Origin of the sequence: Ochrobactrum sp. MYb379, from assembly GCF_037479515.1 — a bacterium.
GTDB lineage: Bacteria > Pseudomonadota > Alphaproteobacteria > Rhizobiales > Rhizobiaceae > Brucella.
Window position 1 is genome coordinate 131,651 of record NZ_JBBGYW010000008.1, and the last position, 13,947, is coordinate 145,597.

Here is a 13,947-nt window from a genome sequence, read left to right on the forward strand (position 1 = left end):
AGTATCGGGTTATTTCTTGCGTTGACTGGTGACGAAGAAGGCGGCAGCCAGCAGGATGAAGCAGCCCACGACGAGACGCTGCCATGTACTGGGGATGCCGACGAGCACCAGAACACTGTTGATGACGGTGATAAGAAGGACGCCAAGGATGGTGCCGAAGACGGTGCCGGTGCCGCCGGTGATGCGTGCACCACCGAGGACCACAGCGGCGATAACCGCAATTTCTGTTCCAACAAAGTCGAAGGGGCTCGACTGGCGATTGGCGCAGACATGGATGATGCCTGCAAGCCCAGCCAGACCACCCGCATAGCCGAACAGGAAGATATGGATGGTGCGCAGATTATAGCCGAGGCGGCTTGCGATCTGGCTGTTACCACCCATCGCAAAAATCGCGCGGCCCATCAAAGTGCGGTTCAATATCCACCACGTCAGGATTGCAGCGGCAGGCAGCACCAGAAAATAGAATGGCATGGTGATGGTTGCACCGGTTGCTGATTCAAACTGGAACAGCGGAAGGCGACCGAAAGCACCCATTGTCGGCGGCAGGGACATAATCCAGACGGTGCCGACAAAAGCCAGCAGGAAGCCGCGGAAGAGATATTGTGTGCCGATGGTGACGATCAATGACGGCACATTGAGGTAATGCACCAGCAGACCGTTGAGGACACCAAGGAAAATACCGCCCGCAATCGCCATCAGAATGATGAAGATGATCGGCAGTTCCGGCATATAGGACTGCACCAGAAGCGTCAGCGAATAGACTGTCGTGGCGGCAATTGCCGTAAAGGAAACATCAATCCCGCCTGCGGCGAGAATGATGAAGACGCCAAGCGCAAACAGGCCCATCACCACACTGGCACGACCAATATCGATCAGTGTCGAGGCTTGTAAGAATGCAGGGTTGATGATCGAGACAATCGTGCAGATTGCCACGAGCAGCAAGAACGTGATCGATTCTGGGCGCCTGCGAATAAAGTCACCCAACTTGAAGGATTGGGTGCGGCCTAAATCCTGTTGATACTGCGACGCACTCATTAGGCAACTTCCTTCTGCGACGACATCATGGCTTGATAGAGCTGATCTTCGGTGGCCTGTGCAGCATCCAGTTCTGCAACGATGCTCCCTGAGTTCATAACGAGAATGCGGTCGGCATTCTGCAGAAGCTCCGGCAGATCATCGCTGACGATGATCAGACCCATGCCAGCTTCGGCCAGCGCCTGAATTGCGCGATAGATTGTATCTTTTGATCCCACATCGACGCCGACGGTCGGGCCGTGTAACACCAGAAGCTTCGGGGCAATACTCAGCCAGCGACCGATCAAAACGCGCTGCTGATTGCCGCCTGAAAGCGCACCAACAGGCAGGTCTAGATTGGTTGTGTTAAGCCGCATCTCTTTTATCAGCGAGGCGGCGATGTTCCGCCCCTCTTTCTGATCGACAATGCCAAGGCTGTTGCAGAGCTTTCTGAAGATCAGTGCGATCTCGTTTTGGAAGATCGACTTGTCGAGGAAGAGGCCTTCTGCAAGCCGGTCTTCCGGCACATAGCCTATGCCGCGCTCAATGGCTTCCGCAGGGCTTTTGACCTCGGTTATATTTCCATCGAGGCGGATTGAACCGGAATGCGCAGGCACGACGCCCGTTATCGCCATGGCAAGCTCGTTGCGGCCAGAATCTGCAAGGCCGGTAATGCCAAGGATTTCGCCTTTGCGTAAGCGAAAGCCGATGTCCTTGAAGCCCGATGCGGTAAGGCCGTCGAGTTTAAGCAGTTCGGCATCGCCAGGCTGTGCCGTGCGATAGCGCTCGGCGTCGATTTCCCGGCCGATCATCAGCTCGGAAAGCTGCTTCTTGGTGTAGTTTTCGATTGGCCCCTGTGCCACGCACTGGCCATCGCGGAAGACAACCGCATTGCCGCCGATGCGATAGCATTCATCAAGCTTGTGGGTCACGAAAAGCACTGCGACGCGCTCGGCGCGCAGGCGTTCTACGACTGCAATCAGATTGTCCACTTCGCGACGGGTCAGCGATGTGGTCGGCTCATCCATGATGACGAGCTTAGCGCGCGTTGCAATGGCGCGCGAAATTGCAACGAGTTGGCGTATTGCCAAGGGCAATTCGGAAACGATTGTGTTGAGGAAGGTTTTGTCGGTTGGCAAGCCAACCGTGCTCAATGCCCGTTCTGCAGTCTCGCGAAGCTGCGTAAGCTTGACGCTGCGGAATAGCCGGCCATTGCCTTCAACGAGCTGCTCATTCAGCGCTACGTTTTCAGCGACGGTCAAATTGGGAATGAGCGACAGATCCTGATAGACGGTTTCAATGCCCGCTGCCAGCGACTGGATCGGATTCAGTGACGCATATGTTTTGCCATCGAGAATGATCTCGCCTTCGCTGGGTGCGTGTGCGCCGGACATGATCTTGATCACCGTGCTCTTGCCGCAGCCATTTTCACCCAACAGGTGATAGGCCTGACCAAGGTCGATTGTCATATCGATGCCGCGCAGCGCGTGAACGCCGCCAAACCGCTTATGAATGTTGCGCAGTTCGAGGAAACGATCCGCGCTAGTGGTTGTAGTGGACACGTTAAATTCCTTTGTCGCCGCGCAGCTCGCCAAAGCGATTGGGCTGGCTGTAGGACCGACCGACGATAATTGTCGGGCGCTAATGTCTTGTTTTATGGCTGTTCTTTTTGGTTCAGGCACCTGGATGCAGCGCGGGCTGCATCCGGATTTTTGAAACCATCGCGCGAGGCTGAACGATGTCCGCACACGATGGTTAGGCAACCTGTGCGAAACGACTAGAACAGGTGTTCCTTGTAGGTCGCCTTGTCAGCAATCACCATGCCGTTGCCGATCACGAGTAGGCCTTCACCTGCACCCTTTTTCACGCTGACTTTGTTGTAGCCATCAACGCCAAGATCAGTGCCTTCCTTGACTTCTTTCTTTTCAAGCAGAAGCTTGGCAACAGCATTCATCGCCATGCCAGCTTTCTGTGGATCCCAGAAGCCGATTGCGGTGATTGCACCGGATTCAAGAAGATCAGCCGAAGGATTTGGCAGACCGGTGCCAACAAGGCAGACTTTGCCGCTCAGGCCAGCTTCGTCGATAGCGCGGCCAACGCCGAGAACGTCGTTGCCGGCAGAGGTCTGGAAGCCCTTCAGGTCAGGGTGCTTGCGCAGGATTTCCTTGGCCTTTTCATAGGTTCCGTTTGCATCGTCAAATGATTCATTGTTCGGATCGACGAGCTGCATGTCAGCATATTTCTTTGCATTTTCTTCAGCCGAACCAACCCACTGCATGTGTGTGCGGCTGCCGAGTGAGCCTACAAATGTGGTCCACTTGCCGCTTTTGCCCATGCATTCTGCAAGACGCTCGTTGAGTGCAGTGCCGTAATCGGCATTATCGAAGGCTTCGACGTCGGCCATGGTGTTGACCTGGTTGTCGGCTTCGTGCGTCACAACAATGATGCCGCGCTCCATAGCGCGCTTGAATGTGCCCTCTAGAACTGCCGGGTCCATTGGGACAACTGCAAGCGCGTTTACGCCCTTGGCAACAAGATCCTGAACGATCTGAAGCTGCTGTGCTGCGTCGGCAGTTGCTGGGCCGCTCTGCGTTGCGACCACATCTGGGTTGGCCTTCTGGTAGGCTTCAACGCCTGTGTTCATGCGGTCGAACCAAGGAATGCCGCTGATCTTGACGACCGTTGCGATAACTGGCTTTTCCTGTGCGACGAGAGCACTTGCGCTGCCTGCTACAATTGCTGCGCCAATAACAGTTCCAGCGAGCAGTTTCTTCGTTACTGATTTCATGATTTCCTCCACGCTAACATTCCCCCAATGTCTATGGTCGGGTGCCTGAGGGTTGAGCACCGATATTTCCCTTGTGGCGATTGCCGAGGGTAAAGAAGCTCGCAATGTCGTATTTGCCGACTGCGAGGAAGGCGAGCAGCAGCAAGCCCCATGCAAAGTCACGCACGAAGTTTGAGAGGCCGCCGAAATTGAGAAGGCTGGACATCAACTGCAACGCAATGGCGCTCATCACGACGCAGATGACACGGCCATAGCCACCTTCCGGCTTAACACCAGCCATAACGGCAATCAGAATGGCGACCAGAAGATACGAGCTGCCGTAATCGAACTTCACGTTGACGTTGCGTGCTGCGATGATGATGCCTGCAATAGCTGCCAGAAATCCGCTGGTTGCATAGGTCGCAATCAAGACACCGTGGCGCGGAAAACCAGCAAAAACAGCGGCTTTCGGGTTGGTTCCCATCAACATCAGCCAATAACCGTAGGGCGTAAAGCGCACTACAGCAGCAATCAGCAACGCGACTGCGATAAAGATCAGGAAGCTGATCGGAACCGCCAGAAACATGTCGTTGCCGATGCGTGATAGCAGATCCGGGCTGCCAACCATGACAGCACGGCCACCAGAAACAACAACCGCAAGCCCCGTAAACGCCATCTGTGTGCCAAGCGTGCAGAGGATCGGTGTGATATTGAAACGCGCAATCAGCACACCATTGACGATGCCGCCTGCAAGACCAATCACCAACGCTAGTCCGATGAAAGCAAGGCTAAAGCCAAGTTGGTTCTCAGCGCTGGATATGAACATCGAAACGATGACGGCTGAAAGAACGCCGGAAAGGTTGGCCAGTGCGATACCCGACAGATCAATCCCGCCATTGCCAGCACACATTGCCAGCATGACGCCGATTGCCAGAAGCCCAATTTCGGGAACCTGACCGGCCATCGACTGCAGATTGAAAAGAGATAGGAAAGATCCACCCGAAATATATGCGCCAAGCGCGAGCAATCCGAGATTGATGACAACTAGCATAGCAAGCTGATTGCTTGTCTTCTGCATGGTCTCCTCCTACCATGTTTAGTAAACAAAACTATTATTCACTAAATGATTCAACAGAAGGTATCACCGTGTCAAGCCCGTTTTCATAGGATTTTGGTTGCTTAGCTCTATAAATTCGCCTAATCGTTTTAAATAAGGGCGTTTATGTTTACTAAACGATACATCTTTTTTGTATGATGCGCGGAGAGCATGAAGAAGAAAAAGTCTTACACGATCAGGGATATTGCCGAAAATGCGGGCGTTTCTCCTGCCACGGTTTCGCTTGTGCTCAATGGCAAAGGCGAGATTTCAGGTGAGACCCGAGCGCGTGTTCTTGAGTCGGTTTCTAAGCTGAATTATGTGCCACGCACTGCCAAAACGGGGACCAGCGCGGGTGAAACAATCCGCTTTCTGAAGATAGCTAAACACGGTGAGACCGTTAATCGCGATCATAGCGTTTTTATCTCCGACTACATCGATGGAATGTCCTCGGAAGCAACGCGCCGTAACTATACGCTGGAAGTGGTGAGTTTTGAGGGGCAGCCAATGAGTGCAGTCGCTGAATCGCTTGCCGGTGCATCAATCCGCGGCGTAATTGCCTTGGGGACGGAGCTATCTGTTGCAGACATTCATATGATCCAAGGGATTGGTTTGCCTACTGTTTTTATTGATACATTTTACGAAGTCGTTGAAGCGAATTTCGTCGATATGAACAACGAAGATGCAGTTTTCAAAGTTTTATCACGTTTCAAGCAACTTGGTCTTTCTCGGATAGGTTTTGTAGCCAGTCATACGGAAACCACTAATTTTCGGCTTCGGCGCGATGCGTTTTTCAAAAACATGCAGCGTTTGGAACTGACGGTTCAGGAACGAGATATTTTGTCGGTCGAGTCGACATATGAAGGCGCACACCGTGATACCTGTGCCATGCTGCATTCTGGGCTTGATCTCGCTGAGGCCTATTTTTGTACGAATGATATTATCGCTTACGGTTTCATCCGCGCACTGAAAGCAAAAGGGATTAAAATTCCTGATGATGTTTCAGTAATAGGCTTCGATAATTTGCCACAGAGCGCAACGATGGAACCGGGGCTAACCACAGTTGAAGTGTCGAAGCGTAAGATTGGTAATCTCGCTGTGACTGTTCTTGATGATCTAATTAGTACGTCCGACAGTCAACCGCCTGTTAAAATTCTGGTTGGCGCAGATATTGTGTCACGTGCAAGCGATTCAGAGTTGTCGTCTCGCAAGAATAGGCTGACGAAGGTTGCTGATGTAGTGCAATGAACGTCTGACAGCTAACTTATTTTTCGAAGCGGTATTATACGCTGCTGAGAAGAATGCTTGTTTCGCTGTTCAGTACACCTTCAATTGTACGGACATCACGTAAAGTTCTGTCAAACTCATGCAAGCTATCAGCATGTATCTCCGCGACCAGGTCCCAGGAGCCATTTGTCGTGTGAAGCGTTCGGATTTGTGGGAAGCCTCGAAGCAGTTTTATGACTTTGGTGGTTGAGCGTCCCTGAACCTCAATCATCATAACTGCCCGAATGGCACCATCATCGTAATCTTGTCGAACACGGATGGTAAATCCTAAGGCTGCTCCAGTTTCCAAGAGCCGGTCAAGCCGCGCTTGAGCGGTCCCACGCGACACCCCCAGGATGGCCGCGAGCTTTGACAGCGGTGCGCGTCCATCTTCTCTTAAAATTGCGATCAGGCGATGGTCGAGTTCATCAAAAATATGCATGACACTTTGTATAGTTTAACTATACAATTTGCTAGATTTTTTAAATCATACCCAGCATTTTTTTAATTTTAACTGGCTTTGTGTCGGCTTAGTCTGATCCTCGGCGGTTGTCGTATGAAGCGCTGGAAATGATGGACTTATCTTCGGTAAGATGTTGCGGTTAGGTTGATAACCCCGTTGAGATTGTCCGGTTCTTTCCTGCTTTTTTGCTCAAATACGCTGCGCGTCGCTTCCTTCTTTATCTTTTTCAGAGTTTCGCATGAATATGACCAGACCATCCGTACAGACTCCGAAATCAGCAGTCATGATCCGTCCGCACCATTTCACGCCCAATGCGCAAACCGCGAAGGATAATGCATTTCAGTCAGTTGATGAGCGTCGTTCGACGCTTGCTATTGAGAAGGCTGCTTTTGAGGAGGTGAGCCGCATGGCGGAAGGCCTGGCACAAGCCGGTGTCACCATTCATCTTTTCGAAGATAAGACCCGCTCTTTGCCGGATTCTGTATTTCCGAATAACTGGTTTTCAACGCATTCGGGTGGCCATGTCGCTATCTATCCGATGTTTTCGGAAAGCAGACAGAGAGAACGTCGGCCTGATATTATTGAGATGCTCAAGAAAGAGTATCGCGTTCAGGACGTGATTGATTATTCTGGCTTGGAGCGTGATGGGTTTTATCTTGAAGGTACGGGCGCAATGGTGCTCGATCATATTGGTCGTGTTGCTTATGCCGCGCGCTCCAATCGTACCAATGAAGTCGCGCTTGAGCGTTTTTGTACGCATTTCAATTTCGAACCGATGGTTTTTGATGCCGTGGATGATGCAGGGCGTCAGATTTATCACACCAATGTACTCATGTGCATTGGTACGGATTATGCGCTCATTGGAACGGACATGATCGTTAACGAGGCGCGCAGACAAGAAATTGTCGATCGGTTAGAGGAAACCGGTCGCACGGTGATCCATCTTTCACATCACCAGATTGCAGAATTTGCCGGAAATGCTATTGAGCTCGAAGGGCAGAAGGGCCGGGTTCTGGCGCTTTCAGCGCGCGCTTATGCTTCGCTTTCGGCGGATCAGATCAGTGTTATCAAGCAAACTGCTGAGCCTCTACCTTTTGAAGTTCCGACCATTGAGCTTGCCGGCGGATCGGTTCGTTGCATGCTCGCAGGCATTCATCTCTCCAGACGTAATACAAACGGCATACATCTGCTTTACGAAGCAGCAAGAGCCGAGTAGATAAGCACCAGTAAAAATGAGGGTACCTTTCATGTCTTCTTACAGACCAGTTTATGAGTTCAATTCGATCATCGTTCGCGAACCTTCCCGTTCAGTCGTCAATGGCTTGCGCGCTTATGATACTGGAAACCCTACCTATGAAGGCGTGAAGGCTGAGCACGACGCGTATATTGATGCGATGCGTGCGGCTGGCGTTGAGGTAACTGTTTTGCCAGCTCTGGAAAATTTCCCTGATTCCATTTTCGTCGAAGACCCTGCACTTGTTTTCACACAGGGCGCTATTCTTCTGCGTCCGGGTGCTGAAACCCGTATCGGCGAGACAGCAGAAATCGAACCAACGCTGCGCAGCATGTTCGACAATGTGCTTGATCTCCCGCATCCGGGCTTTGCTGATGGCGGCGATGTACTCAATACTCAGAAGAGCGTCATGATTGGCCTCTCGGCGCGTACTGATAAAGCAGGTGCAGCAGCGCTTATTGCGACACTCGATAAGATGGGCCTTAAGGGTGAAGTCGTAAACACACCTGAAGGTGTGCTGCATTTCAAAACGGATTGCTCGCTGGTCGACGAAGAAACTGTTCTCTCCACCGCGCGTTTGGCAAAGTCTGGGGTTTTCTCGGATCTTCGCCAGCTTATCGTGCCGGAAGGCGAAGAAGCGGCAGCAAATGCGCTGCGCGTTAATAATGTTGTGATGGTGGGATCTGACTTCCCGCGCACAATCGAGTTGCTGGATAAGAGCGGCTACAATGTCGTTCCACTCAAAACAACGCAGATTGGTAAGATTGATGCCGGGCTTTCCTGCATGTCGCTGCGTTGGTATCGCCAGTAAGTAATCAACGGTTCAGTCCTCTTACGAGACTGAACCGTTTTTTTGATAGCATGACCGTCTGATCACTACTCCCAGAGCATGGCGGTTTAAAAATAAAAGGAGAACGGGAACATGCGTAGATTTACAGGGAAAATCGCCGGTATTGTCGCACTTTGCGCACTGGCAGGCACAGCACATGCAGAAGATGTTTTGCGTCTGGGTATGACGCCAGAACCATATATGCCTTTCACGCAGGTGAATGCTGCGGGTGAATGGGAAGGGCTTGAGGCTGATCTTTCGCGTGCTTTATGCGAAAAGCTTACTGTAAAGTGTGAATTCAAATCGATGGCGTGGGATGGTCTTATTCCATCGCTGACTGAGAATAAGGTCGATTTCATTATCGGCGCTTTCTCGGTTACTGATGAACGCCGCAAGGTTGTCGATTTCAGCGCACCTTATTACACCGAAGGCACTGTCATCGTCGGCCCGAAGTCGGATGAAGAGAAGATTACCGTGTTTGCTGCATCCGATGGTTCGGGTGAGGTGATTGACGCGGCGAGCATTGATGGCAAGATCGTTGGCGTACAAACCTCCAGCGTTCAGTCGGCTTATATGGGCAAGTACCTTCCTGATGTGTCGCTGAAAAGCTACGACACTGCAGACAATTCGGTTGCAGATCTTGTTGCTGGACGCGTCGATTATGTTCTTGCTCCTGATCTTTTCGTACAAAACTTCCTGAAGTCCCCACAGGGTGCAGATTACGAAGTTAAGGTCGTAGCCCCTAAGAACGTAGTTCTTGGTGAAGGTGTTGCCTACGCTGTTCGCAAGGATGACAAGGCAACACTCGGCAAGGTTGACGAAGCACTTGCTGCCCTCGATAAGGATGGAACTCTCAAGACGCTTGTTGATAAGTGGATTTTTGAGAAGAAGTAAATCGGATCAGAGCGGGCGCTTAGTGCGCCCGTTCGTCGGAGGTATTTTATACGTCTCTGCGGGATTATCTGACCCCAAAGCAAACGGGGGATGCAAGATATTCCGGGCGGCATGGACCGCGCTGTCTTCTGATCGGATCAAAACGCATGGAAACATATTGGCATTTGCTCTCATGGGGGAGTGAGGGCTGGGGCGACGAGTTCTTTTATGGACTGATAATGACATTGCAGGTTTCTGCGGTGGCATTTGCAATTTCCTTTCTGTTCGGCCTTACCGGTGCCGCGGGCAAGCTATCCCGTGCTAAACTCCCTAAACTAATTGCAGATTTCTACACGACCGTTGTTCGTTCCTTGCCGGAACTGCTTGTCATCCTGCTTTTGTATTTTTCTGTTGCTACAGGTGTCGAACGACTTCTGAAGACGACTGGACTTGTCGGCAATAACTTCCAGTTTAGCGCTTTCTGGGCTGCTGTGATCGCTCTGGCTTTTGTCAATGGTGCGTTCATGACGGAGGTATTGCGCGCAGCCTATCTCGCCATCCCTCGCGGGCAAATTGAGGCCGCTCTTTCGATTGGAATGCGTCGACGCCAGATTTTTACGCGGGTGATTTTCCCGCAAATGATGCGCCACGCTATTCCCGGAATAGGTAATCTCTGGCTATCTATCACCAAGGAAAGCGCCATTATCTCGGTGTTGGGCTCCTTTCATGAACTGCTTTACACAGGCTATCGCGCCGCAGCATCGACCAAACAATATGTCTTCTTCTATGGACTGACTGCGTTTCTTTTTCTGCTGATTACGCTTGTATCCGTCATCATCATTGCGCGCTTTGAGAAGCGCCTTAACCGGGGGCATTGATGATGGAGTCGATTACCAAAGTCATAGAATTTCTGCCGCCGCTGATTAAGGCATTACCACTGACGCTGCTTCTGACGGCAGTTGCGGGTGTTATCGGGCTGGTATTGGGAACACTTGCCGCATTGGCAAGGCTTTCAAAAAACAAGCTTTTGTCTACGCCTGCCTTCGTCTTTACATTTGCGTTTCGCGGCACGCCATTGCTGGTTCAACTCTATCTGATCTATTATGGTCTCGGTCAAATATTGCCAGGTACATGGGTTCGGCACAGTTTTCTCTGGCCATATATGCGCGATGGATTGTGGTATGCGATCTTTGCATTGAGCCTTAATCAGGGCGCTTATAACGCTGAAGTTATTCGCGGTGCGATCAAGTCTATCGCACGCGGGCAGATTGAGGCAGCCCTGTCTATTGGCATGAGCCCTTACAAGGTTCTGCGACGCATTACACTGCCACTTGCCTTCCGGCACTGTATGCCGGTGCTTACCAGCGATCTGATTATCCTGCTTAAATCGACGTCTCTTGCTTCAACGATTACGATTATGGAAGTCATGGGAACAACGCGTGCACTTCAACGCAGTTCGTTGTTGATTTTTGAGCCACTGATTGCCGCTGGCATTATCTATTTCACCGTCGTCTTTATCCTCACCCGAATTATGAATGGGGTTGAGCGGCGTGTTAGCGGCCACAGTGCCGCTATGATCTGACTCGTTTCAGGAGTGATTTCCCATGACTACCATGGCTCTTACCGTCGAAAATATTCACAAAAGCTTTTCTGGTGTTGAGGTTCTGAAGGGTATCTCATTTGAAGCGCGTAAAGGTGACGTCATTTCTCTTATAGGCAGCAGCGGCTCCGGTAAGAGCACTTTACTGCGCTGCATCAATTATCTTGAAACTCCAGATCAGGGTTCGATCTCGGTTGCTGGAGACACCATCAGAACAAAGACAGATAAGGCTGGCAAGTCACATGCTGCTGATCCACGGCAGCTTGAACATATCCGCACGCGTCTTGGTATGGTGTTTCAGAGTTTCAATCTTTGGTCGCATCGCACTATTCTTGAAAACATTATTGAAGGTCCCGTTCATGTGCTTGGCATGTCAAAAGCCGAGGCAATAGCGGACGCGGAAGTTCTGATGGAAAAAGTGGGTATAACGCCGAAGCGTGACCAATACCCAACCCAGCTTTCAGGCGGGCAGCAGCAGCGCGCAGCCATTGCGCGTGCGCTTGCGATGAAACCAGAGGTCATGCTCTTTGATGAACCAACATCTGCGCTTGATCCTGAACTTGTAACCGAGGTGCTTCAGGTTATTAAGAAACTCGCGGAAGAGGGGCGCACCATGGTGATGGTGACGCATGAAATGGCGCTTGCCCGTGAAATTTCGAGCGAGGTTATTTTTCTGCACAAGGGATTGGTAGAGGAACGCGGTTCGCCTGATATTGTTATGTGTGATCCGAAGTCCACACGTCTGCGCCAATTCCTGAAGATGGATTGAGGGGAACGTCATGAACGATCAAAAAAACACTGGTTTTATTGACGAATTGGCCTCTATTCGCCAGCATCTGCACAGTATTCCCGAGCTTGGCCTTGAAGAGCTCAAAACCTCTGATTTTATCGCATCCAAACTTGAAGAATGGGGCTTTGAAGTTTCGCGCGGACTTGCAAAGACTGGTATGGTTGCCAGCTTACGCAAAGGGAATTCTAACCGCGCCATTGGATTTCGTGCGGATTTTGACGCGCTTCCAATTCTGGAAGAAACGGGCTTGCCTTATACGAGTACAAATCCCGGTAATATGCATGCCTGTGGCCATGACGGTCATACAGCCATGTTGCTTGGTGCAGCGTGGTCACTGGCGAAAGATCCCGATCTTTCGGGCACAGTGCATTTCATTTTCCAACCTGCAGAAGAGAATTTCGGCGGCGCCCAGATCATGATCGAGGAGGGGCTTTTCGAGCGTTTTCCCTGCGACCAGATTTTTGCGATGCACAATTGGCCCGGAATGAAGGCTGGGAGCTTCGCTTCAAAGTCTGGTCCGGTGGCAGCTTCGATTGATGCGTTGACGCTTACCATTAGGGGAAGTGGTGGACATGGTGCAGAGCCGGAAAAGACTATTGATCCGATCGTTGTTGGTTCAAGCTTCGTTATGGCATTGCAGACGATTGTGTCACGCAATATCTCGCCGCATCAGGCAAGTGTCGTGACAGTAGGGGCATTTAACTCGGGATCCGTGTGCAATGTCATTCCGGATACTGCAAAGCTCGAAATTTCTATGCGTGCAACCGATCCTGTGGTCCGAAAGATGTTGCGCGACAAGATTGAGAGGCTTGCAACGATGCAGGCTGAAAGCTTTGGTGCTCAGGTTTCGTTCGAATGGCTAACGGGATATCCAGCGACCATTAATGATGAGGCTGCGGTAGAACAGGTCAAAGCAACGATTTCCCGAAGCTTTGGTGCCGAAGCTTATTCGGAAATGGAAAAGCCGCTGATGGGCAGCGAGGATTTTTCATTTATGCTTGAAAAAGTACCGGGCGCTTATGTGTTGATTGGTAATGGAGACAGTTCAGGACTGCACACATCAACCTATAATTTCAACGACGATATCCTGGAAAATGGTGTCCGTCTGTTTTGCCAATTGGCAAAGGACTGCTTGCAGAAGTAGCATTTTCAATGCGGAGGCGATGTAGTTTTTACATTGCCTTCGTTCTGCGGTTTATCAAAATATTTTTGCTCAGCCAATTCGTTCACCTGCTGGTTGAGCGGAGCATATTTGCAGCGTTTTCGGATAAAAAAGGCCGGGAGGCGCATATCTGGGGAGATAATGTGCTGCGTCTCCCGGTAGCAGAAAGGAATATAGCTGACCTTCTGCTAATTATGGAAATACCTGTCGGGATTTCCATGGCGTGTCACTACTGGGTGCTGCGGGTTGTGGTGACATCGCGTAGTCAGCATCGCAAAATGTCGAAAAATTTCAATTTCAGAATTGTAATGATTTGTTTCGCTATTTTTGACTGCAAAATGAAAGCCCCAGAAGCTGGCGGGCGATCTGGGGCAGCACTCCCCAAGCGTTCCCCCGCCGGTTAGGTGCTTGGTGAGTCTATCGGCATTTGAGCAAAAGACACTCCCCAATTTCAGGTATATTGATCCTGTGAAGAGCTGCAATACTGTCCGGGCAGGTGCTGGCAACAGGAGCATCGCCCTGAACTGTGTATGAGATTAGCGGCTTGCGCGCCCTAATTTTTCACAGTCCAAGAAGGAGGTTGTAGGTAACCGCTGTTTCGGCCCCACATTTTCTCGCGCTGTTTGATCTGCGAAGGGCTTTTCATGGATGGATGAAGGAGTTTCCCCATGTGGCCTACGGTGGAGTTTCTCACCCCTGAGAAGAGTATTAGCGGGGGAAGCAATAAATGGACGCCGGAATTCAAGGCCAGACTGGTCTCAGAAACGCTTCGGCCTGGTTCCCGTGTGGTTGATGTGGCGCAGCGTTATGGTGTTCGAGCAAACAGATTATCTATGTGGCGAACGCTAGCCAA

At 51.0% G+C, this 13,947-nt stretch carries 14 protein-coding genes; 9 read left to right on the forward strand and 5 right to left on the reverse strand.

Annotated elements, in window-relative coordinates; translation table 11 throughout:
* Positions 1-9: 9 nt before the first annotated feature.
* From WH356_RS16180 to WH356_RS16195, 4 genes are all read right to left on the reverse strand, one after another.
* Positions 10-1,035 (reverse strand): ABC transporter permease, encoded by a 1,026-nt coding sequence (locus WH356_RS16180; RefSeq protein WP_339512599.1) that lies wholly within the window; start codon positions 1,033-1,035, stop codon positions 10-12.
* A complete protein-coding gene (locus tag WH356_RS16185; protein ID WP_339512601.1) occupies positions 1,035-2,576 on the reverse strand; it encodes a sugar ABC transporter ATP-binding protein in 1,542 nt (513 codons plus the stop codon). The genes WH356_RS16180 and WH356_RS16185 overlap by 1 nt, the downstream gene beginning before the upstream one ends.
* Positions 2,577-2,791: 215 nt before the next feature.
* Positions 2,792-3,802, reverse strand: coding sequence for a substrate-binding domain-containing protein (locus WH356_RS16190; RefSeq protein WP_105706488.1), 1,011 nt, complete (start codon positions 3,800-3,802; stop codon positions 2,792-2,794).
* A 31-nt stretch (positions 3,803-3,833) separates the two neighbouring features.
* On the reverse strand, positions 3,834-4,859 hold the full coding sequence (locus tag WH356_RS16195) for an ABC transporter permease (RefSeq protein WP_339512605.1): 1,026 nt from the start codon (positions 4,857-4,859) through the stop codon (positions 3,834-3,836).
* 189 nt (positions 4,860-5,048) lie between these two features.
* Here WH356_RS16195 and WH356_RS16200 point away from each other — a divergent pair, with 189 nt between their 5' ends.
* Positions 5,049-6,125 carry a LacI family DNA-binding transcriptional regulator gene (locus WH356_RS16200; protein WP_339512607.1) on the forward strand — a complete coding sequence of 359 codons (1,077 nt, stop codon included), beginning with the start codon at positions 5,049-5,051 and terminating at the stop codon, positions 6,123-6,125.
* A gap of 34 nt (positions 6,126-6,159) precedes the next feature.
* On the opposite strand, the gene WH356_RS16205 is transcribed toward WH356_RS16200, so the two are convergent.
* Entirely contained in the window at positions 6,160-6,585 is a 426-nt protein-coding gene (locus WH356_RS16205) for an Lrp/AsnC family transcriptional regulator (RefSeq protein ID WP_339512609.1), read from the reverse strand.
* Positions 6,586-6,850: 265 nt separating this feature from the next.
* Here WH356_RS16205 and ctlX point away from each other — a divergent pair, with 265 nt between their 5' ends.
* From ctlX to WH356_RS16245, 8 genes are all read left to right on the forward strand, one after another.
* Positions 6,851-7,822, forward strand: a complete 972-nt coding sequence (gene ctlX, locus WH356_RS16210) for a citrulline utilization hydrolase CtlX (protein WP_339512632.1) — start codon at positions 6,851-6,853, stop codon at positions 7,820-7,822.
* A gap of 31 nt (positions 7,823-7,853) precedes the next feature.
* Complete coding sequence (locus tag WH356_RS16215) at positions 7,854-8,651, forward strand: dimethylarginine dimethylaminohydrolase family protein (protein ID WP_339512611.1); 798 nt, start codon at positions 7,854-7,856, stop codon at positions 8,649-8,651.
* Between the two features lie 111 nt (positions 8,652-8,762).
* Positions 8,763-9,563 carry a transporter substrate-binding domain-containing protein gene (locus WH356_RS16220; protein WP_339512613.1) on the forward strand — a complete coding sequence of 267 codons (801 nt, stop codon included), beginning with the start codon at positions 8,763-8,765 and terminating at the stop codon, positions 9,561-9,563.
* Between the two features lie 146 nt (positions 9,564-9,709).
* Complete coding sequence (locus WH356_RS16225; RefSeq protein ID WP_339512615.1) at positions 9,710-10,420, forward strand: ABC transporter permease; 711 nt, start codon at positions 9,710-9,712, stop codon at positions 10,418-10,420.
* Entirely contained in the window at positions 10,420-11,124 is a 705-nt protein-coding gene (locus WH356_RS16230) for an ABC transporter permease (protein WP_339512617.1), read from the forward strand. Before WH356_RS16225 ends, WH356_RS16230 begins: the two co-directional genes overlap by 1 nt.
* A gap of 22 nt (positions 11,125-11,146) precedes the next feature.
* Positions 11,147-11,911, forward strand: a complete 765-nt coding sequence (locus tag WH356_RS16235) for an ABC transporter ATP-binding protein (protein WP_339512619.1) — start codon at positions 11,147-11,149, stop codon at positions 11,909-11,911.
* A gap of 10 nt (positions 11,912-11,921) precedes the next feature.
* Complete coding sequence (locus WH356_RS16240; RefSeq protein WP_339512621.1) at positions 11,922-13,076, forward strand: M20 aminoacylase family protein; 1,155 nt, start codon at positions 11,922-11,924, stop codon at positions 13,074-13,076.
* Positions 13,077-13,762: 686 nt separating this feature from the next.
* The coding region (locus WH356_RS16245) for a transposase (protein ID WP_339512623.1) at positions 13,763-13,947 on the forward strand (185 nt) is incomplete at its 3' end.

Excerpts from the sequence above, each read along its gene's own strand:
- WH356_RS16180 (WP_339512599.1), bottom strand. The coding sequence starts at position 1,035 with ATGAGTGCGTCGCAGTATCAACAGGATTTAGGCCGCACCCAATCCTTC.
- WH356_RS16190 (WP_105706488.1), bottom strand. The coding sequence starts at position 3,802 with ATGAAATCAGTAACGAAGAAACTGCTCGCTGGAACTGTTATTGGCGCA.
- WH356_RS16195 (WP_339512605.1), bottom strand. The coding sequence starts at position 4,859 with ATGCAGAAGACAAGCAATCAGCTTGCTATGCTAGTTGTCATCAATCTC.
- WH356_RS16200 (WP_339512607.1), top strand. The coding sequence starts at position 5,049 with ATGAAGAAGAAAAAGTCTTACACGATCAGGGATATTGCCGAAAATGCG.
- WH356_RS16205 (WP_339512609.1), bottom strand. The coding sequence starts at position 6,585 with ATGCATATTTTTGATGAACTCGACCATCGCCTGATCGCAATTTTAAGA.
- ctlX (WP_339512632.1), top strand. The coding sequence starts at position 6,851 with ATGACCAGACCATCCGTACAGACTCCGAAATCAGCAGTCATGATCCGT.
- WH356_RS16215 (WP_339512611.1), top strand. The coding sequence starts at position 7,854 with ATGTCTTCTTACAGACCAGTTTATGAGTTCAATTCGATCATCGTTCGC.
- WH356_RS16220 (WP_339512613.1), top strand. The coding sequence starts at position 8,763 with ATGCGTAGATTTACAGGGAAAATCGCCGGTATTGTCGCACTTTGCGCA.
- WH356_RS16225 (WP_339512615.1), top strand. The coding sequence starts at position 9,710 with ATGGAAACATATTGGCATTTGCTCTCATGGGGGAGTGAGGGCTGGGGC.
- WH356_RS16230 (WP_339512617.1), top strand. The coding sequence starts at position 10,420 with ATGATGGAGTCGATTACCAAAGTCATAGAATTTCTGCCGCCGCTGATT.
- WH356_RS16235 (WP_339512619.1), top strand. The coding sequence starts at position 11,147 with ATGACTACCATGGCTCTTACCGTCGAAAATATTCACAAAAGCTTTTCT.
- WH356_RS16240 (WP_339512621.1), top strand. The coding sequence starts at position 11,922 with ATGAACGATCAAAAAAACACTGGTTTTATTGACGAATTGGCCTCTATT.